17 protein-coding genes and 1 riboswitch are annotated in these 20,773 nt (G+C 38.8%); of the genes, 10 read left to right on the forward strand and 7 right to left on the reverse strand.

Going from position 1 to position 20,773, the window contains the following annotated elements; all coding sequences use genetic code 11:
* Nucleotides 1-2: 2 nt before the first annotated feature.
* The 6 genes from MKY30_RS10550 to MKY30_RS10575 form a co-directional block, all read right to left on the reverse strand.
* On the reverse strand, nt 3-1,259 hold the full coding sequence (locus MKY30_RS10550) for a phthiocerol/phthiodiolone dimycocerosyl transferase family protein (RefSeq protein WP_156985731.1): 1,257 nt from the start codon (nt 1,257-1,259) through the stop codon (nt 3-5).
* 254 nt (nt 1,260-1,513) lie between these two features.
* The gene (locus tag MKY30_RS10555; protein ID WP_339284644.1) at nt 1,514-1,729 is read right to left on the reverse strand and encodes a hypothetical protein; all 216 of its coding nucleotides are present in this window, start codon (nt 1,727-1,729) and stop codon (nt 1,514-1,516) included.
* A gap of 77 nt (nt 1,730-1,806) precedes the next feature.
* Nucleotides 1,807-2,949, reverse strand: coding sequence for an alpha-hydroxy-acid oxidizing protein (locus MKY30_RS10560; protein ID WP_339284645.1), 1,143 nt, complete (start codon nt 2,947-2,949; stop codon nt 1,807-1,809).
* A gap of 15 nt (nt 2,950-2,964) precedes the next feature.
* Entirely contained in the window at nt 2,965-3,627 is a 663-nt protein-coding gene (locus tag MKY30_RS10565; RefSeq protein WP_339284647.1) for a methionine ABC transporter permease, read from the reverse strand.
* A gap of 1 nt (nt 3,628) precedes the next feature.
* Entirely contained in the window at nt 3,629-4,648 is a 1,020-nt protein-coding gene (locus MKY30_RS10570; protein WP_147210786.1) for a methionine ABC transporter ATP-binding protein, read from the reverse strand.
* 134 nt (nt 4,649-4,782) lie between these two features.
* Nucleotides 4,783-4,878: riboswitch (SAM riboswitch) on the reverse strand.
* A gap of 143 nt (nt 4,879-5,021) precedes the next feature.
* Nucleotides 5,022-6,197, reverse strand: a complete 1,176-nt coding sequence (locus tag MKY30_RS10575; RefSeq protein WP_341083853.1) for a pyridoxal phosphate-dependent aminotransferase — start codon at nt 6,195-6,197, stop codon at nt 5,022-5,024.
* 305 nt (nt 6,198-6,502) lie between these two features.
* On the opposite strand from MKY30_RS10575, the gene brnQ reads away from it, so the two are divergent.
* Nucleotides 6,503-7,840, forward strand: a complete 1,338-nt coding sequence (gene brnQ, locus MKY30_RS10580; protein ID WP_341083854.1) for a branched-chain amino acid transport system II carrier protein — start codon at nt 6,503-6,505, stop codon at nt 7,838-7,840.
* A 36-nt stretch (nt 7,841-7,876) separates the two neighbouring features.
* Here the strand turns inward: brnQ and MKY30_RS10585 are convergent, their stop codons facing one another.
* The gene (locus tag MKY30_RS10585) at nt 7,877-8,476 is read right to left on the reverse strand and encodes a TetR/AcrR family transcriptional regulator (protein WP_339284651.1); all 600 of its coding nucleotides are present in this window, start codon (nt 8,474-8,476) and stop codon (nt 7,877-7,879) included.
* A gap of 148 nt (nt 8,477-8,624) precedes the next feature.
* Between MKY30_RS10585 and MKY30_RS10590 the strand changes: the two genes are divergently transcribed.
* The 9 genes from MKY30_RS10590 to MKY30_RS10630 all read left to right on the forward strand — a co-directional run bounded on the left by MKY30_RS10590 (nt 8,625) and on the right by MKY30_RS10630 (nt 20,672).
* Nucleotides 8,625-9,524 (forward strand): ABC transporter ATP-binding protein, encoded by a 900-nt coding sequence (locus MKY30_RS10590; protein ID WP_341083856.1) that lies wholly within the window; start codon nt 8,625-8,627, stop codon nt 9,522-9,524.
* Nucleotides 9,524-11,116 carry an ABC transporter permease gene (locus MKY30_RS10595; protein ID WP_341083857.1) on the forward strand — a complete coding sequence of 531 codons (1,593 nt, stop codon included), beginning with the start codon at nt 9,524-9,526 and terminating at the stop codon, nt 11,114-11,116. Before MKY30_RS10590 ends, MKY30_RS10595 begins: the two co-directional genes overlap by 1 nt.
* Nucleotides 11,117-11,625: 509 nt before the next feature.
* Nucleotides 11,626-13,281: a sensor histidine kinase gene (locus MKY30_RS10600; RefSeq protein WP_341083858.1), complete on the forward strand. Its 1,656-nt coding sequence runs from the start codon at nt 11,626-11,628 to the stop codon at nt 13,279-13,281.
* Entirely contained in the window at nt 13,274-14,002 is a 729-nt protein-coding gene (locus MKY30_RS10605) for a response regulator (protein ID WP_341083859.1), read from the forward strand. The genes MKY30_RS10600 and MKY30_RS10605 overlap by 8 nt, the downstream gene beginning before the upstream one ends.
* Before the next feature lie 158 nt (nt 14,003-14,160).
* Nucleotides 14,161-15,498: a CitMHS family transporter gene (locus MKY30_RS10610; RefSeq protein ID WP_341083861.1), complete on the forward strand. Its 1,338-nt coding sequence runs from the start codon at nt 14,161-14,163 to the stop codon at nt 15,496-15,498.
* A gap of 373 nt (nt 15,499-15,871) precedes the next feature.
* Nucleotides 15,872-17,551 (forward strand): dihydroxy-acid dehydratase, encoded by a 1,680-nt coding sequence (gene ilvD, locus MKY30_RS10615; RefSeq protein ID WP_371863299.1) that lies wholly within the window; start codon nt 15,872-15,874, stop codon nt 17,549-17,551.
* Nucleotides 17,552-17,684: 133 nt separating this feature from the next.
* Nucleotides 17,685-17,933, forward strand: coding sequence for a hypothetical protein (locus MKY30_RS10620; protein WP_147210794.1), 249 nt, complete (start codon nt 17,685-17,687; stop codon nt 17,931-17,933).
* A gap of 384 nt (nt 17,934-18,317) precedes the next feature.
* Nucleotides 18,318-19,247 carry a prenyltransferase gene (locus MKY30_RS10625; RefSeq protein ID WP_341083863.1) on the forward strand — a complete coding sequence of 310 codons (930 nt, stop codon included), beginning with the start codon at nt 18,318-18,320 and terminating at the stop codon, nt 19,245-19,247.
* 213 nt (nt 19,248-19,460) lie between these two features.
* On the forward strand, nt 19,461-20,672 hold the full coding sequence (locus MKY30_RS10630) for an MFS transporter (RefSeq protein WP_339284658.1): 1,212 nt from the start codon (nt 19,461-19,463) through the stop codon (nt 20,670-20,672).
* Nucleotides 20,673-20,773 lie beyond the last annotated feature (101 nt).

The raw sequence follows: 20,773 nt of genomic DNA on the forward strand, positions 1-20,773 counted from the left end.
TTTCACCTGCTGTCATTGGAGTATACTTCTATCTCCAAATTAAATGTCTTAGAAAGCTCTCTGAAAAAAGTACGAATAATATCCGCTTCTTTAATCATTCTCGAAAATGAAATCACAAGCTCATCTCCAACTGCAATCATCGCTCCATTAATAGGGCTTTTTTTACTAGGATATAAAATAATCTCCATGTGTGAGATATGTGACTTCATTGCTTCTGGCAGCTGTACCTTCCCTACATTCGTCATTGTCATCGCTTTGGTACGTTCACTAAAACTCCTATAACCATAGCGGATTGCATGATATTTAAGAGGAAGCGGAATGAACCTGGCTGTTAGTCTTGTCTGCCATTTTACCCGGTCATTAATACTTTGCTGTAGGCTTTCTTTCCGCACTTTTTCCCGCAGCTGCTTTGATACCTCAGAAATAATTTCTTCTAATGTTGTTGTTTCCGTAACCGCCATGCCAATATTGACAACTCCAAAAAAATTGCGCAGCGTATTTGAAGGGAAAAGATTTCTCAAATTAACAGGAATGGCGATTTTTATTTCCTCCTGGTAAGCTCGGAATTTCAATCTTTCTTTATAAATAGCTGCAATAATAAGTGCTGAAATAAAGGCGGTAATTGTTGTTCCATGCTTTTTAGCAAGCTTGTGTACCTTCTCTGCGCTCATTTTTCCATGGATGACAATTGTCTGATCTATTAACCCGCCGCGGATTTGGTAAGAAGATGCTTCTTTGAATTTTTGCGGTTTTTCATCTGTTACGTAATTTTGGTAACTGTCATCCCGCTCATAATAGCTTGGTTCATCATGAATGTTAATTAGTGTGCTTTCATAACTTACGTCTTCGCCCAGATGAAGGAGATAATGATAAATAAGTGCCTTTATAAATTCTAAAGCGCCTGTACCATCTGTTACAGAGTGAAAAAATTCCACAGCTATTCTTTTCTTATAATAGGTAACACGCATCAAGAAGCCGTTTGTTTCTATAGGATCAATGGGTGCGCATGGATATTGGTTTTCATACTGAACAAAAAGCTTTTCATTATTTTCAACAAGGAAATCCCAAAATAAACCTTTGCTGAGCTTTACTGCAAACATTGGCAGACGCTTGATAACGTCATCAAGTGCAAGCTGTAGCTTATCAGGCTGCACAGTTTCCTTCATTACTGCTGCGAGCCGGAAAACTGAAGAATTTGTCTGTTCAGATACAGCATGAAACATTTTGCCTGCATTATCAAGTTTATACCATTCATCCATCTTTCGAACACCTCTTAAACGTTCTGATTTTGCTTGTGCAATATCTATCTGGATAGAACCAGTTTCAATTATAAGCTTTAACTTTTACTTTAACAGATGGTGCCCTTTTTTTGTACTATAACAAGTATCAAATTTAAAAAAGGTTTATATTTTAAAAGTGGAATGGTATTTCGTGTCTATCATAGAAATTATACACCATCATTTCTGTATAAAAAAAGAGTAACCACACGTATTACCGTAAAGTTACTCCTTATCTAAATAAAGAAAATGATATAAACAGAAAATGCTCCAAACACAATAATATAAAAAAGAATTTTAGCAATCGTCGGCTTCTTCAATATATCGTAAACAGCGGTAGCAGCAATAATAAGCAGTGCAATAATCATGGTTACTGTATTCAGGAAAAAAGTAATTAAAATACCTGAAATCAAAAACAATATACCTATTACTATATTTTCTTTTCTTTTCATAAGTCTCCTCCAAATTATTGAAACCTGAGCTGCTTCATAAAAGAAAAGAGCAGACAGGAACCCGCTCTTTATAACAATTAATAATCAGAGCCTTTTAAAGTAAGCTGCTTCACTTCTTCAACTGTCTTTGCTCCAGATAAAGCCATTGATACAGAAACCTCTTGTGCAAGGTTGGCAAATATCTTTTGAACACCTGATTCACCCTGCAGAGCCAGTGCATATGCATAAGGGCGTCCAAGTAAAATTGCGTCAGCGCCCAGTGCCAGAGCTTTAATTACGTCTGCTCCCCGGCGGATGCCGCTGTCAAAGAGCAGTGGGAAATCTGGACCGACAGCTTTACGGATAGCCGGTAATGCTTCCAGACTTGGAATAATCCCGTCCATTTGTCTGCCACCATGATTAGAAACAATAATCCCGTCAATCCCGGCCTCTATAGCCTGTTTTGCATCTCCCGGATGAAGAATACCTTTTAAAAAGATTGGCAGATTTGTACGCTGATGTAACTCTGCTATGTTGTCCCAGTGAAGATGTGGATGATGCAGATTCTCGATAATTGAATCAATTTCATTCTGGCCTTCTTTCAGTCCTTTTTGAAAAGCTGGATCCTGTACATAGTTGGCTTTTCCATACCCTTTTTTCAAGGGAGAATATTGATAGCGCATATCATCTTCCCGCCATCCAAGCATTACTGTATCCACAGTTACTACAATCGCTTCATAGCCTGCTTTTTCTGCCCGTTCTGCCATGCTGTAGGAAATAGCATCATTACTTGACCAATATAATTGAAACCATTTTGGTCCTTCAGGCACAGCCTCTGAGACCTCTTCGATAGACCTGGCAGTAACGGTGCTTTGAATATATGGAATATTCATAGAGGCAGCCACATTTGCAATGGCAAAGTCGGGCTCCTCATGGACCATTTTTAAATGGCCGATGGGAGCCACCATAAATGGAAAAGCATATTCTTTTCCAAGAATACGAATAGATGTGTCCACCTGAGATACATTACTTAAACATCTTGGAATAATGGAATATTGCTCAAAGGCCGCTCTATTTTTTCTTAATGTTTCTTCACCGCCGGCGCCGGAGCGGATGTGACCAAACACTTCTTCAGGTAAGGTATGCTTTGCTGCAGCTTCAAGCTGTTCGGGTCCGATAGGAAAGGAATCCTGTATAGTTATATGCTCTAGAAAAGAGCCTTTTTGCGATGATACTGACATATTTTTTACCTCCGTTTAATCTTTTTTCATCCGCGCCGCAAGCCGGTTTCCGATAGATTGGATACCTTGGACGATAATAATCAGGAGAATAACAGTGACATACATCACATCTGTTTCATAACGCAGATGTCCAAATCTGTATGCAAGGTCACCTAAGCCCCCGGCACCAACAAGGCCTGCCATAGCTGTTGCCCCGATAAGACTGATTGTTGCAATGGTTAAAGCCAGTACAATTGCCGGTCTGGCTTCACGAAGCATAACATTCCAAATGATGTGATGTGTTTTTACCCCCATTGCACGGTATGCTTCAATAACACCTTGGTTTACCTCCAGCAAGGAAGATTCAATAAGTCTGGCTATATATGGAGCAGCATTAACAACGAGTGGTACAATAGCTCCTTCCACACCAATAGAGGTGCCTACTACGAATTTGGTGAATGGAAGCATAAAAAATAAAAGAATAATAAACGGAATCGAACGAATGACATTTATTAGTAAATTAAAAAACTGATAGACAAATTTATTTTGCAAGGGTTGCCCGGGACGTGTCAAAATTAAGATGATGGCTAAAATGATACCTATAAGTACTGAGAAAGCAAGAGAAATAGCAACCATTAGAAATGTATCTTTTATTGCTTCGTAAAATATTGGCAGCCATTGATCAATAAATGATTGCATATTAGTTTACCCCCAATTCTTCTATCTCTACGCCTTGTTCCTGCAAGAAAGAGAGTGATTGTTCTACTTGATGATCATTACCAATCAAATGAACGACGATATTACCGACAATTCCATTTTTTAATTCGATAATATTTGCTGTCAGAATATTTGGCTCTACATAAAATTGCTGTGTAACCTTGGATAACAGCGGCTGTCCTGTATTTTCGCCCAGGAAGGTCAGACGAACAACTTTTCCTTCCAGCTTCAATTCATTAACCAGACGGTCAGATAATTTCCGCTGTGAAATTGTATTGAGGAATTTTTTTGTTGTCGGTTGTTTTGGCTTTGTAAATAATTCAATCGTAGACCCTTGTTCAATAAGATTTCCATTTTCAATAACATATACATAATCACATATTTTTTGAATAACGTTCATTTCATGCGTGATTAATAGAATTGTAATCCCGAGCTCTGCATTAATTTTTAGTAATAGCTCGAGAATGGAATTGGTTGTTTCGGGGTCTAATGCGCTGGTTGCTTCATCACTCAGGAGCACCTGTGGTTCCTGAGAAAGTGCTCTTGCAATAGCTACACGCTGCTTCTGACCACCGGAAAGCTGAGCAGGGTAAGAATCTTTTTTCTCAACTAAATCAACAATTTCAAGGTATTTAACAACTCGTTCAGCAATCTTTGATTTCGGTACGCCGAGTAATTTTAAAGGGATTGCAATATTGTCGTAGACGGTAGCTGTTTTTAATAAATTAAAATGCTGAAAAATCATGCCGACTTTTTGTCTTGTTTGCCGAAGCTTTTCTTTTGATAGTTTTGTTAAATCAATTCCGTCAATCCATACCTTTCCCTTAGATGGCGTTTCCAGTAAATTGACACAGCGTATTAATGTACTTTTTCCTGCACCACTATAGCCGATCACGCCATGGATTTCTCCTTTATTGACAGAAATCGTTACATTGTCTAATGCAGTAACATCTTTTCCTTTTTTGGACGGAAAAATTTTTGTGACATTCTCTAACTTAATCATTGATGTTCTTCCTGCCTTTCTATTTTTAAGCGGGGGGATGTTATCATCTGTGCGCTTTAATATAATATCTGCACAATTCATAAAAAGAGCCTCTCTGTTGAAAGAGAGGCCCGAAAATATGGTCTTATTTTCTGCTCTCATCTTTCAAGACGAATGTCTTGCTGGAATTAGCACCTTTTTAAGGTTGCCGAGCTTCAACGGGCCAGTCCCTCAGCTACTCTGGATAAGAGATATATTATTTATAGAGGATGTTCAAGAAGTCCCTGAGGTAAAGCGGTCAATCTCATCTGTGACATAGCTTTTTCAGTGGCATTTTTTGAACTCGCAATTATAGAATTGTATTATTTAAAAATAGCCTATTTTATATGTTTCGTCAATGCTTATTTTGAAATAAGTCAAGTTTTTCAATACGGCAAATTGCTTCACGAATACGCTCGTCCTCGACAAGTAATCCGACACGTATATAACCTTCCCCGGTTTTCCCAAAACCATTACCTGCTGCAACGGCTACATTTGCTTCCTTTAATAAATAATCCGCAAATTCTTCACTTGTAAATGCTGCCGGCACTGGAAGCCAGGCAAAGAAGGAGCCTTTTGGAGCTGTTACATCCCAGCCGATGCGTTTGCATTCTTCCAGTAAAACATTTCTGCGCTGTTCATAAAGCTTTACAAGAGAGGAAACGCAGCTTTGGTCACCTGATAATGCTTCGGCAGCAGCCTTTTGGATAGCTGGAAAAAGGCTGACAAATAAATGATCCTGCAGAATATTGATAGCTTCAATCATATCTTTATTTCCGGCAGCAAACCCGACGCGCCAGCCTGCCATATTATATGTTTTGGAGAGGGTATATAGCTCAACGCCAACATCTTTTGCGCCTTCTGTTTGCAGGAAGCTCACCGGCTGATAATCGTCAAACCCGATTGCGCCATATGCAAAATCATGGATGATTCCAATATCATTTTTCTGCGCTAATGCAATGGTATCTTCAAAAAATTCCTTTGTTGCAACTGCTCCGGTCGGGTTATTCGGATAGTTGAGATATAATAGCTTAGCAAGTTTTTTCTGTTCATCTGTTAAGGCAGTATAGTCCGGTAAAAAATCGTTTTCTTCTAATAACGGAAAGGTGTCATAAGTAACATCTGCTAATGGTACACTGGACAGATAATCCGGGTATCCTGGATCAGGTAAGAGCATTAATTCACCGTGATCCATTAGAGCTAAAGGAAGTTCTACTAAGCCGATTTTACTGCCAAATAAAATAGCAATTTCTGAAGCGGGATCTAGATCAACATCATATTCTCTTTTATAAAACTGTGCTGCAGCCAGCTTTAATTCATCTGTACCACGGAAAGGAGAGTATTTATGTGTAACAGGATTTTCAACACTTTCCTGAAGGGCGCGGATAATATGCGGTGGCGTAGGCTGATCTGGATTTCCTTGACCTAAGTTAATAATATCTCTTCCTTCTGCTATTGCAGCAGCTACTTTACCTGCAAGTGCAGCAAAGAATTGGGAAGGAAGCTGTTCTACACGACGGGATAATTTCATAATCTATCGACCTCTTTATACTATAATTTGTAAATGTTTTCTCAGTCTACCTGGCAGAGGATTTCCTGACTGAATGAATTTTCACTTTATAATTATATATAATAGTATAAGTTTGCAGAGAGATTGTCTATCAAAAAAAGATAAGGTGCTGGTAGATGTTTTTGGGGTTTTTTTCCAAATAAACTATTTCACCCTGCTTTCCATTGCATTTCATATTTGAAAGTAGTAACATAGAAATCGTGTCAAATTATGTTAAATAATTAGATAATTCCAAGAATTATAGGTTTGGAAATAGGAGGAATAAAATGAATACCAAACTGCGTATAGGAAATTATTTAGCAATTGCATTTATGTTATTTGCTTTATTTTTTGGAGCGGGGAACTTGATTTTCCCGGCACAGCTGGGACAACTGTCAGGTGATAACCTCACGCCAGCTATAATAGGATTTTTAGCAACCGGAGTAGGGCTGCCTTTTCTCGGTATTATGGCAATGGGCTTCTCTGGAAAAAATAATCTGCAAGAGCTTGCGAGCCGTGTTCATCCTATCTATGGACTTGCGTTTACAGCATTACTTTACTTAACCATTGGCCCATTCTTCGCAGCGCCAAGAACAGGAACAGTTGCTTACGAGGTAGGCATTGCTCCATATGTAAATGATGGAGCGCATTCTACAGTTTTATTAATTTTTACTGGAGTATTTTTCTTGATTACACTGCTTTTTTCATTATTTCCATCGAAAATTGTTGATAATATTGGGAAATTCCTGGCGCCGGCTCTTGTTATTTTACTGCTTGTTCTATTAGCAGTTGCATTCTTCAATCCGATGGGCTCTATCCAATCTCCAGACGAAACGTATCAATCTGCAGCCTTTTTTACCGGGTTTATTGAAGGATATAATACTATGGATGCCTTAGCTGCTCTGGTATTTGGGATCATTATTATTAATGTTATTAAAGGTTTTGGAATTACGAATAATAATCAAATCTTATCTGCTGTTACTAAGATTGGTTTAACATCAACAGCATTACTCGCAATTATCTATGTAGGGATATCCTATTTAGGGGCAACCAGTGTAACAGAGTTAGGTGTATTTGATAATGGAGGGCCTGTGTTAAGTGGTGCAGCATCGCATTACTTTGGTACGTTTGGAGCCATTTTGCTCGCAGCTATTATTATATTGGCATGTCTGACAACAGCAATTGGATTGGTTACAGCAAATGCGGAATATTTTCATTCCTTAATCCCTGCTATTGGCTATAAGCCGTTTGTCTTTTTCTTTTCCATCTTAACATTTGTAGTAGCTAATTTTGGTCTGGAAAATATTATTTCTTACTCTGTACCTGTGCTGATGTTTCTATACCCACTAGCTATGGTATTAGTTTTATTAACATTTGTGTCACCAATTTTCAATCATTCACGCCTTGTTTACATCCCGACCATTGCGGTCACTTTCCTTTTTAGTATCATAGATGGTCTTGTAGCACTTTACGGATCATTAGAATTGGAGCTGCCTGAATGGCTGGATGTTCTTGTTGAAACACTAGGTGATGTTCTTCCGCTTTATGCAGAAGGACTGGGCTGGCTTATCCCGGCAGCTGTTGTAGCGGTGATTATGATTATTATTGCGAAAGTGAAAGATTAAATAGAAATAAAACCTGGCTGTCAGATGAAAAATCTTTCAGTCAGGTTTTTTAATTTCTCCACTGCCTGCAATACCATAGAAGAACAGCTTCATTAATTCTTCCGTTAATGGAACAAGCTGTTCGATAGCGTCACCTTTTTGCAAATAATCGGTAAACATTTGCAAATAGACGAAGATAGCGGTATCGCTGATAGCAGGATCAATGAAGCCTTCATCTCTGCCTTGCTGAACGAGCTGCATCATTGCAGGCAGTGCTTTTTCTTGATAAAGGTGCTCAATAAAATTGCCAGGTATTTTGTATTGGTCCATCATATAGTTGGAAAATTCCTCGTGTAAATCATTTACAGTTTGTGCCTCAGAAAATATAAACTGCTTCATCTTCTCTTCGTATGATATCGGCTCTTCAATCAGTTTATGGTATTTTTCCCATGTTTGATTCACAAAGTAAATAAGTGCTTCATACAATAACTTTTCTTTGCTCTCAAAATAATTATAAATAGTTACCTGTGAAACATTTGCTTCCTTCGCTATCTTTGAGATGGAAACCTTTTTGATACCCTCTTTTTGAAAAAGTGCTGCACTTGTATTTAAAATTTTTTCTTTTTTAACCAATGTTCTTCTTTCAAAACCGTCCATAGCTTGCCACCTCCATTTTTATCATATCATATTTGGAAATGAAATATAAATATAAAAATATTTCAAAACTTATTGACCTAAGATGATTTTATCTATATTATGAAATATATAATGTGTAATATTTCAAAACTTTCGGGGAGGGTTTCTTATGACTGTGCTTCAGCTGGATAGGGTAACGAAAAAATTTGGTGATTTTCAAGCGCTGGATCAAGTGTCGATGGAATTAAATAAAGGGGAAATTTACGGATTTATTGGACCAAATGGAGCGGGAAAGTCAACAACGATACGTATTTTATTGGGAATGTTAAAGGCAACAGACGGACGTGCAACCATATTTGGAAAGGATGCCTGGAAGGATGCTGCAGAGATTCATAAGCGCTGTGCTTATGTTCCAGGAGATGTTTATGTATGGCCAAATTTAACGGGCGGTGAAGTAGTTGATGTTTTATTGAAAATGAATGGCAGTTATTCGGAAAAGAAGCGCGATGAATGGGTGGAACGATTTCAGTTCGATCCGACTAAGAAAGCAAGATCTTACTCAAAAGGAAACCGGCAAAAGATTGCTTTGATTGCTGCATTTGCTTCAGAAGCTGATTTATTTATTTTGGATGAGCCGACATCAGGCCTTGATCCACTAATGGAGCATACCTTTCAGCAGGGACTAAGGGAAGTGAAAGAAGCAGGAAAGACGGTTCTTTTATCAAGTCATATTTTATCGGAGGTCGAGAAGCTTTGTGATCGTGTTGCGATTATTCGTAAAGGGAAAATCATTGAAAGAGGTACACTGAATGATTTGCGTCATTTAACAAGGATGCAGATGCAGGTGGAAACCAGAGAATCTCCAGAAGGGTTAGCAAAGCTTTCCGGCGTGCATCAGCTGGAAGAAGAAAGAGGCCAATTTACTTTTCAGGCAGATACAGACCATATGGAAGAGATTATCGACTATTTAAACAAATATGGTGTGCGGAAAATGGAGAGTACACCGCCAACATTAGAAGATTTATTTATGCGTCATTATGAGGAAAGAAGCAGTGAGGAGAATGCGTAATGAGAAAGCAAATCAAAGGAACTAGGATTCTTTTTCCTATTTTACTTCGGCAGCATCGGCTTCGATTGCTTCTGTGGCTGGCAGGTCTTGTTTTGGTGACTTGTTTCGTAGCTTATGCTTATCCAGAAATGTATCCGGATCAGGCGTCCAGAGAAGCGTATTCTATCACCATGGAAAACCCGGCAATGATTGCGATGCTTGGAATAGGGTATGAGCATTATCAGGAAATCGGCAGCCTGTTTGCACTGGAGATGCTGTTGTTCTCTGCGATTGCAGTGGCTGTTATGAATATTTTACTCATGTCTAAGCTGACAAGAGATGATGAGGAGAATGGCATCTTAGAGCTTGTCCAATCAAGATCTGTCGGGCGTTTAAGTTATTTGACGGCTTCCTTTATGGTTATGCTGTCTGTGAATATTTTATTTGTTATTCTGCTTGCGGCAGCAATGGGGTCTATGCAAATAGAAGGGTTTGGATTTACAGGAGTTGTTCTTTATAGTGGTCTTTTGGGCAGCTTTGGACTGCTGTTTGGCACCATGACCGCATTTTTTGCTAATTTCGTTACCTCCTCAAGGGGAACGAGTGTATTAAGCTTTGCTGCGTTATTTTTCTTCTATCTTTTACGTGCTGTCGGGGATGTGAATGTGGTGTTTTTATCTTGGATCAGTCCGCTTGGCTGGCTGTCAAGAGCATACGTTTTTGTTGAAAATAATGTATTTCCAATTGGTTTATTGCTAGTAAGCAGTCTTGGACTTGGAATCTTGGCATTTATCCTTCGGTCAAAACGTGATATTGGAGATGGATTATTACCTGAACGGGCAGGCTCTGTCCATGCTTCTGCCTTTTTGAAAACAAAGGTCGGGCTGGTCATGCGTTTACAAAAAACAATGATTTTCATGTGGACGATTGGCATTTTGCTGCTTAATATTGTTTTTGCACTTATATTAGGTGATTTAGAAGCCTTCTTTTTAGAAAATGAAGCAATGCAGGCCTTTTTAACGGGGGAAGGCAGTGTAATGGAGCAGTTTATTATTTTATTGATGGGCATTATGGCATTATTTATCACAGCGCCGGTCATCATCAGTTTTTTGAGGCTGCGTGGAGAAGAGAAAGCCAATCGGACAGAGCTTGTATTCAGCAGGGCAGTATCACGGATGCAGCTGCTGAAGGCTTATCTCATACCATCTATCCTGATTGCAGTTCTGCTGCCAATATTGCAGGCGGTGGCATTATGGAGCGCGGGAGCGGCAGTCAGTGAGGATATGATGCCATTTTCAGATGTACTGGGGGCTTCTATGGTTTATATCCCTGCTCTTTTACTTGTATTGGGGATGGCTGTTTTATTCATCGGCTGGCTGCCGAGAGCTGCTTCACTTGTATGGCTATTTCTTGTCTACGGATTTATCGTAATCTATTTAGGAGATATTTTAGAGCTTCCGGATTGGGTACGAAGTCTATCAATCTATGAACATGTTCCGGTTTATCCAAGCGAGGAGCTATCTTATGCAGCATTACTGATTCTATGCGGAATAAGTGTATTCTTGTTATTTATTGGCGCAATGGGATATAAGCGGCGTGATATAGAAGGGTAACAGATGGAGAAAAATAACGTGACTGCAAAAATTTTAAACAAGGGATTTAACCTTTTGTTTGTAAGGAAGGATAGTATATAATTATAAACTAATTGAAAGTAATCTCTTTAACTAGTTTGTTGTAAGAGGTTACTTTTTATGTTCGTAATAATTAGCGTAGAGAGAAGTAGATCAGTATGCATCCGAATGGTGCATATTGTCACGAAAGTGAAAACAAATACCAATACCAATACCATGGCATATCTTCCCCGCCAGATTAGAAAAAGGCCTGGGACACTTTATGGAAGGAAATAGAGATAAAAATGTAAATGGATTTACGATCAATGGTTAGACAAATGCAGCTGGGATTATACAATGATAGTATATTCATAGAAAAGTGACATATTTATCTCTTTCCCTTTATAATAGAATCGTATAAAGATTGAAAAAACTTGAAACAGAAGGATTTGGATAAAGCTGTCGATACACAAGCTTTCTTACAAGTTTTACATAACGAGGAGATTAATAATATGTTTCAATCGTATAAGCCAAATAAAAAGGGGAATTTTGAACCTGAATCAACATGGAGTTTAAAAAGCAAGATGATTCTCCTGATCACCTTGCTGATATTGGGTATTTTTATTCTTTTTACTTGGTTTCTCCATTCATTTATTTCTAACACCATTGAAGACCAGGTTGGGAAACGTGCACTAAGTGTTGCCAAAAGCGTTGCCAATATCCCAGAAATAAGATCAGCTTTCGAGTTAAAAGACCCTGCTTCGGTCATTCAGGAAACGGTAGCTCCTATATTGGAAGAAACTGGTGCGGAATTTATTGTTGTAGGCAACCAGGAGGGAATTCGCTATTCCCATCCAAACTCAGAAAGAATTGGAGAAAAAATGATAGGTGGAGACAATACCCGAGCTTTACAAAATGGAGAAGCTTATATATCTCAGAGCGAGGGGTCACTTGGTTTGTCTATTCGTGGAAAGGTGCCAGTAAGAGATAACGCAGGGAATATTATCGGTGTAGTGTCTGTAGGCTTTCTAAGTGAGGATGTCCAAAGCATTATAGCGAATCAGAGTAAGTCCCTATGGCTTACCATGATAGGAATTATCGTATTAGGAATTGCAGGTGCCATTTTAATTGCGTACCATATAAAAAAGTTATTGTTCAATATGGAACCAAAGGATATTTCTTATTTACTACTGCAAAAGGAAGCAATATTGCAGTCCACGCATGAAGGAATGATAGCAGTTAATCATAATGGAATGATAATCATGATGAACAAAGCAGCAAAACAGATCTTATTTCATGAGGACCAGCAGTTTGATCAATTTTCAGGAAAATCAATTAATCAACTGATTCCCAATACCGGTTTGTCTGAAGTACTGAAAAGCGGGAAGAGCCAGTACGATAAGGAAATGATATTAGGTAACTCTATTGTCATAGTAAATCAAGTACCTGTTTATATGGAAGGGAAAATAGCAGGGGCAGTTTCTACTTTTCGGAAAAAAACAGAAATAGAGCATGTGACGCGGGAACTCCAACAAATTAAACAGTATGCAAATGCCCAACGTGCTCAAACACATGAATTTTCCAATAGTTTATATACCATTCTTGGCTTGCTTCAGTTAGGAGAACACAAAGAAGCTATCGATTTTATTAAAAAGAAAAGAAATATTCAAGAGGAGCAATCGCAAATCTTAACACAACATGCAGCTGATCCAGTTGTTCAAGGACTTTTGCAAGGGAAAATTAATCAGGCGAATGAACTTGGAGTGACCATTTCTATTCACCCGGACAGTCAACTCAATCATGCTTACCATGGGAACAAGCAGGAGGCATTAATTACTGGAATTGGGAACATGCTTGAAAATGCGTTAGAATCCGTAAAAGATAATCAGGAGGGGGAGCAGCAAATCAGTCTATTTTTCACTGACATTGGGGATGATATCGTGGTAGAGGTGGATGATTCTGGCCAGGGTGTATCAGAAGAGGCGGCAGTCCATATCTTTGAACAGGGATACTCTACAAAAGGAGAAGAAAATCGAGGAATAGGGTTGGCCTTGACACAAAATATCGTCCAAAAACAAGGCGGTCAAATCATGTTGGAAGAAGGAGAAATGGGCGGTGCCTGTTTTGTAATGATTATACCTAAGAATGGGGGGGATTCGGATGAATGATAGCATACAGGTTCTTATTATCGAAGACGATTTTCGAATTGCTGAAATAAATCGGAGATATGTAGAGAAGGTAGAAGGCTATATGATTCAGGAAGTAGTAAAAACAGGAGAAGAGGCACTTACCTATCTTAAAAATTGCACTTCTCGTCCACAGCTGATTCTGTTAGATATTTACATCCCCGATGTAAAAGGTTTGGAGCTGCTTTGGCAAATACGCCATTTCTATCATGAAATCGACTTAATCCCCATTACTGCAGCTAACGAGACAGTAACCATTCAAGAAGCATTAAGGGGAGGAGCTTTTGATTATATCGTAAAACCTGTCGATGCGGATCGTTTTGCGCAGTCCCTGGAGCGATATAAGGAATACCGGAAAATTTTTTCTGCTAAAGAGACGTTAAGCCAAAGTGAAATTGACGTTTTCACAGGTATTACAAACGCCGGTTATCCATCTTACTCCAGTAGTACAAATATGAATTTGCCTAAAGGAATTGATCCGATTACATTGAATGATATCAGACAACTTTTAGAAGCGGATAAAGAGAACGGGATTACTGCTGTGGAGCTAAGTAAGAAAATTGGAACGAGCAGGTCAACGGCTCGTCGTTACTTAGAATACCTGGTGTCTGCGAAAGAGGTTCATACGACATTAAAATACGGAACTGTCGGTAGACCAGAACGAGAATATATGTATCGTGAAACTTATGAACAAAATGATTAATATGAGAAATAAACAACTTATGAAAAGAAGGTTCCGCCTTCTTTTTTTTCATGCTATTTTATTTATTAATCGAAAAAAATGTTACCGCTTTCAAAGCGGAATGGAATTATTAGCAATCACGAGGATTAATAAATAGTATGAAATGAGGGGAAATAGGGATGTTAAGTTTAATAGGATTTGCAACAATACTGGCAATTGTTATTTTATTGATTAGAGGTAAGGTTCAACCGATTATTGCCATGGTATTAATACCAATTTTAGGGGCTTTTCTTGCTGGTTTTGGATTGGGGGAAATTGGAACTTTTTTTAATGAAGGAATTGCTACTGTTATCAATGTTGCTGTTATGTTCATTTTTGCAATTCTTTTCTTCGGTGTAATGTCGGATGCCGGATTGTTTGATCCTTTTATCAATAAAATGGTTGCGCTTTCTCGGGGGAATGTTATTGCTGTAAGTGTAGCGACTGTGTTTATTGCAGCTATTGCACATTTGGATGGTTCTGGAGCGTCGACATTTCTTATTACGATTCCAGCACTGCTTCCGCTGTATAAACGTTTGAACATGAATCCATATTTGCTGCTTCTTTTGGTCGCAGGAAGTGCAGCTATCATGAATATGGTTCCGTGGGCTGGGCCTTTAGGACGTACTGCATCTGTTTTAGGTGAGGATGTTACACAATTATGGTACCCTCTCATTCCAATCCAAATCATTGGGATGGTATTGATGATCGGTATAGCGATATTTCTTGGATTTAAAGAAAAAAAGAAAATTGAACAACGCTACGGAAAACTGCAGGGTGCTGCTGCATTGGAGAATACAGCTAAAGATATAGATGGTGAAAGCAATTCTGGAGAGAAAGATTACTCCAATAAAAATCAATATGCGCGTCCAAAATTACTTTGGGTAAATGCAATTATTGCAATAGGTGTTATAGTACTGTTAGTATCAGGAATCATTCCAGCTGGTCTTGCATTTATGATTGGGCTTAGTTTTGCACTGCCGATCAACTATCCGAAAATGAAAGACCAATCAGAAAGAATTAAAGCTCATGCATCAAGTGCATTGACGATGGCAACTATCATTTTGGCAGCTGGAACATTTTTAGGAATTTTAACAGGAACAGGGATGCTGGATGCAATAGCAGAAGATGGTGTGACAATCATGCCTGAAGCCGTTGGGCCATATTTACATCTTATTATTGGTTTCTTAGGAGTACCTCTTGACTTACTAACAAGTACAGACGCATATTACTTTGGATTGCTGCCTGTTGTGGAACAGATTGCTTCAGGTTTTGGCGTAGAGTCAGTATCTACTGCATATGCAATGGTTATTGGAAACATCGTAGGGACATTTGTTAGTCCGCTTGCACCAGCAGTTTGGCTGGCGCTTGGTCTATCAGGCTTAGAAATGGGGCGCCATATCAAATATTCTCTTCCTTGGTTATGGGGACTAAGTATTGTATTAGTAATCATTGCAGCATTAATTGGTGTTATTTAAGAAGGTTTTGTACGGCGCTGAGTATTGCTTGGCCTTCTCTCAATATGTGTAAAAGGAACAGTTGTTATTGTTAGCGACTGTTCCTTTTGTCGTTTTGTAGTACTTATTGTCGAAATATCTTAGGATTTTTCTCTAAATTTGTAATTTAGTATATAAATTTTTGAGTATAAGTAGTAAAATAATAAAATTAGAATGTTTTTTTATAATAAAATCATTTATAAAATTCTAATTCGAAATAGACTGAAAAATAAATCTGTTTTGAAGGTTTTTTAGATGAAATGCGTGTCTGATGCATTCCAGAACAAGCAGCACAGAGGTTTCTTCCTCTAAATGTTACACTTTTAGTAAAAATCTTAGAAAGAAGGTATTGAAATTGGCAGAACTACGCAGCGATATGATTAAAAAGGGTGTTGATCGTGCACCGCATCGAAGCCTGCTACATGCTGCAGGGGTAAAAACAAAGGATTTGGGGAAACCATTTATTCTGGTGGTCAACTCTTATATAGATATTGTTCCTGGACACATCCACTTACAAGAATTCGGAAAAATTGTAAAAGAAGCAATTCGTGAAGCTGGCGGCATACCGTTTGAGATGAATACAATCGGTGTAGATGATGGTATTGCAATGGGGCATATTGGAATGAGATATTCCCTGCCAAGCCGTGAGTTAATTGCCGATTCCGTGGAGACAGTAGCGAATGCGCACTGGTTTGACGGCATGGTTTGTATTCCGAACTGTGACAAAATTACACCGGGAATGCTGATGGGCTCTCTGCGTGTGAATATTCCATCTATTTTTGTCAGCGGCGGTCCAATGAAGGCTGGAACTGATAGTGCCGGCAACCCGCTTTCACTTACTTCTGTTTTTGAAGGCGTAGGAGCTTATCAATCTGGACAAATTGATGAAGCGAGATTACTGGAGTTGGAGCAAAATGCATGTCCGACATGTGGTTCATGCTCTGGGATGTTTACCGCTAACTCAATGAACTGTCTGGCTGAAGGTATTGGCCTGGCGCTCCCTGGAAATGGAACAATTCTTGCTGTTGCTGAAGAACGGAAAGAATTTGTAAGACGCTCTGCAAAACAATTAATGGAATTAATTGAAAAAGATATTAAACCGCGTGATATTGTAACAAAAGAAGCAATTGATAATGCTTTTGCTTTGGATATGGCTATGGGCGGTTCAACAAATACAGTATTGCATACACTTGCTTTAGCCCATGAAGCAGGAGTAGATTATCCGCTTGAACGTATCAATGAAATCGCAAACCGTGTTCCTCATTTAGCAAAAGTTGCACCGGCATCTAATTATCATATTGAAGATGTTGACAGAGCAGGCGGAATCAGTGCGATTATTAATGAATTACTTAAAAAGCCGGGTGCGTTTTATGGAGATAACCTCAGTGTGTCTGCGAAAACAATTCGGGAAAACGTGCAGGACTCGGAAATCCTGGATAAGGATGTTATCCATACGCTGGATAATCCGCATTCTGAACGGGGCGGACTTGCTGTATTGTTTGGAAACTTGGCACCAAATGGCTCTATTGTTAAAGTAGGCGCTATTGATCCAGAGGTTGGCGGGTATTTCAAAGGACCGGCTATCTGCTTTGATTCACAGGAAGAGGCATTAGAAGGAATTGAATCTGGAAAAGTAGAAGAAGGACATGTTGTTGTTATCCGTTATGAAGGACCTAAGGGTGGTCCTGGAATGCCGGAAATGCTTGCTCCGACTTCACAGATTGTAGGACGGGGATTGGGTGCAAAAGTTGGTTTAATCACAGACGGACGTTTCTCTGGTGCATCAAGAGGGATTTCCATTGGACATATTTCTCCAGAAGCTGCAGAAGGCGGTCCAATTGCCTTTGTAGAGGATGGAGATTTAATTGAATTAGATCTTGAAAACCGTGAAATGAATCTGCTCGTTTCTGATGAAGAATTCGAAAAACGCAAAGCAAATTGGAAAGGCTTTGAGCCAAAAGTGAAAAAAGGCTGGCTTGGCCGTTATTCCAAACTTGTAACTTCAGCGAACACTGGCGGAGTTATGGAAATATAAAAGAAAATAGTAATGAAAAAACGTCATAGTATAGTACTGTGGCGTTTTTTCTTCCATATTATATTAACGGCAAGCGTCTAATTTGAATACTATAAATCACGGAACATGATTTGAATCGAGAGGTTGAGGTCAAATGAATGAAAAAAATAATAATGATACTTCGAACCCAGAAGAAATCCAAATTGCTTACAGCTTAAAGCTGGCTTTAGTTGGCGGATTATTAGCTACTTTGGGAGATGCGATAAGCACCTATGCGGGAAGCTTGGCAATTGATGAATACGTACAAGAAGCGAGAGACACAACTGAAAAGGATCGACAATTGGAGGAAAGGCTTGCAGCAATAGAAAGAAAATTAGATTCTTTTCAGAACAAAATGGAATAAACGGAAACGAAACGTTATTCAAAGAACAATAATAAAATGGTTAGAGTTATAAGCTTTTTCTTGTTATAGTTAAAGAAAGGAGTGCAGAAGAGTATCCATGCACATGCTAAACGTTGAATAGACCTAGTGGAAAATATGGACAGCTAAGGTATCCGGCACCTCAAGTATTAGAGTGAATATCTATTATCAGAGGTGTTTTGTATTTTTATGGGTTTTAGATGTTTTATCAGAGGCTGCAATCAGCTACTCGCCCTTTCAAAAATATTTACAGTGAAGAAGAAAATAATGGTTATAATCATAATCTGTATAAAAGATGGGAAAAGCTAGTATGCTAATAAAAAAGAATTCAATGTAAAGGGATTTCTTATAAAAAGGATGATGACAATGCTTCCAGCACAACCAGCTATAACCCGAAAAAATATTATTACGCTATTACGTCTTGTTGCAGTTGTATTTTCCAGTGTGGCAACCATTCTATCGACGGTATTACCGCTTTTATTTTATACGGACTTGTCAGCAGGCACTGTGATGACAATTGCTTCTGTATTATTAATTGGCGCTGTATGTATTCATGGCATGTTGACACATACCCTGAATGATATTGCAGATTATCAATCAGGTACGGATCAACATAGTCCCGGGATTCTTTCGGGAGGCAGCGGTGTATTACAGAATGGTGCAATGTCTGTAGGAATGCTGAAACAATTAGGGACCTGGATGACTCTTTTCTTATTGATAATAGCGGTATTGTTTGCTTTTCTTGGCCTTACAGAATTTGCAGTATTAACCTTGATTGGGATCTGGGGGGCAGTGTCTTATTCATTAAGGCCTTTTCAATTTGCTTACTATCCATTCGCAGGGGAATGGCTCAGTTTATTTCCAACGATGCTGATGCTTGGAATTGCAGCACCTTGGATTTTACTGGAGCAGATTCCCATGTGGGCTTGGCAAAATGGTCTTATTAATGCAATCTGGTGTATGGCTTGGGTGATGGTCCATCATATTCCTGATAGACATGCGGATCGAAAATCAACTCCGCTAAAGCAAACCTCTGTTGTTTGGGCAGAGGATACTTTTGGAATAAGAGGCGCTAAATTACCAGCGATGCTTTATTTTATTTCTGTCGGATTGCTGCTTTTCTGGACAGCCTTCACGCGCCCCATCGGAGCATTCGGAGCTGGTATTCTCTTAGGCTATGCCATCTACCTTGTTATCAAAATGGATATTGACGATGTTGAAAAAGTAACAAATGATGAGAAAAAGCTGCTTTTTCTTGCTTTTGCGACAGCTATATGGCTGGGGATCTTTGTTTGAAAATAAATTTAAAAGAAAGAGCTTTTACAACAGCTTTCAAAAGCTAGAAGGAGAACTAGCTTTTGAAAGCAGGTTTATTAATTTTGGAAGAGTTCCTTCCCAACATTTCAGAGTCATCCGTTCCCTTGCTGTAACGATATATGATAAACAATTTATTCATATCATAAATACTTATTTTACTAGTATAATGGTGTAAATAGGGAGTGGCATGATATGGAAACAAAAAAATATCATAAAACAGATTTTTATTTTTGGAAAATCACTTTATGCTTAGCGTCTGCTTCTTTTTTCGTGTTTGCGAGCCTTTATGTCGTTCAGCCGTTATTGCCTGTGTTTGTCAGGGATTTTGATATATCGGTATCAGAAGCTACTTTAACGTTATCTATAAATATTGTCGGTTTAATTATCGGCTTAATTGTTCTTGGATTTTTTTCGGATCGAATTGGCAGAGTTCCCTTTATCAAATATTCGTTACTGGCTTCGGTTATCCCGTTTCTGTTAATTCCAATGACAGACTCCTTTTATTTTTTTATTCTGATGCGATTTTTGCAAGGATTTGCACTGGCAGGATTACCGGCAGCCTCACTTGCTTATATTAATGAAGAAATCGACCGCTCGAGTATTGGAATTGCCACTGCTTTATACATAGCCAGTAATGCTTTTGGCGGCATGGTTGGAAGAGTGCTGGCAGGCTACTTAGCTGATGATTTTGCCTGGCAGACGATATTCTATATTTTCGCCGGGATAGGAGTAGTTATCGTTGCGATTGTAATGATATTTTTGCCAAAGTCTCGTTTTTTTGAAGCGAGTCATCTGCCGTTTCGGAAGGATATAGAGGGTATGGCCTTTCATGTGAAAAATCCATCAATGCTTTTAATTTTCGGTATGGGAATTATTTTTCAGCTTTCGTTTACATCGGTTTGGACTTATTTACCTTTCCATCTGGAAGGAGAGCCGTTTTTCCTTTCCGCCAAAGCTATTTCATATACATTTTTGGCGTATGGCTTTGGGGTAGTTGGAGCTCCTGTGGCCGGATGGATAGCAGGAATCTTAGGTCTAAACGTTGTCCGGATAGCAGGAATAATTATTCTATCTGCCGGCATCATTATGACGATGATACTTTCTTTACCCTGGATTATCGTCGGTTTATGTATTACCTGCCTCGGCTTTTTTACAGCACATTCTTTGACAGCAACCTTTGTGACCGAGCAGGCAGCACATCATAAAGGAAGCGCATCCAGTCTGTATTTAGTATCCTATTATATTGGTGTTACATTTGGAAGTACTGCTGTGGGTCCTATTTGGGACAAAGCAGGATGGGACGCAGTTGTCTGGATAGCAGGTATATTGCCAATAGGTTATTTAATATTTGTAACGATTATACAAAAGGGAGCAGGAAGGTCATCTTCAGGTTCTGATGGATAAATAAAAATAGATTAGCATACTACTGAAGCCTGAACATAGAAAATGCTAACCCGAAAAACCCGGACAATCAATTTATCCGGACTTTTCTTATGATGCTGATA

It is taken from the genome of Oceanobacillus sp. FSL W8-0428 (assembly GCF_038004405.1).
GTDB lineage: Bacteria > Bacillota > Bacilli > Bacillales > Amphibacillaceae > Oceanobacillus > Oceanobacillus sojae.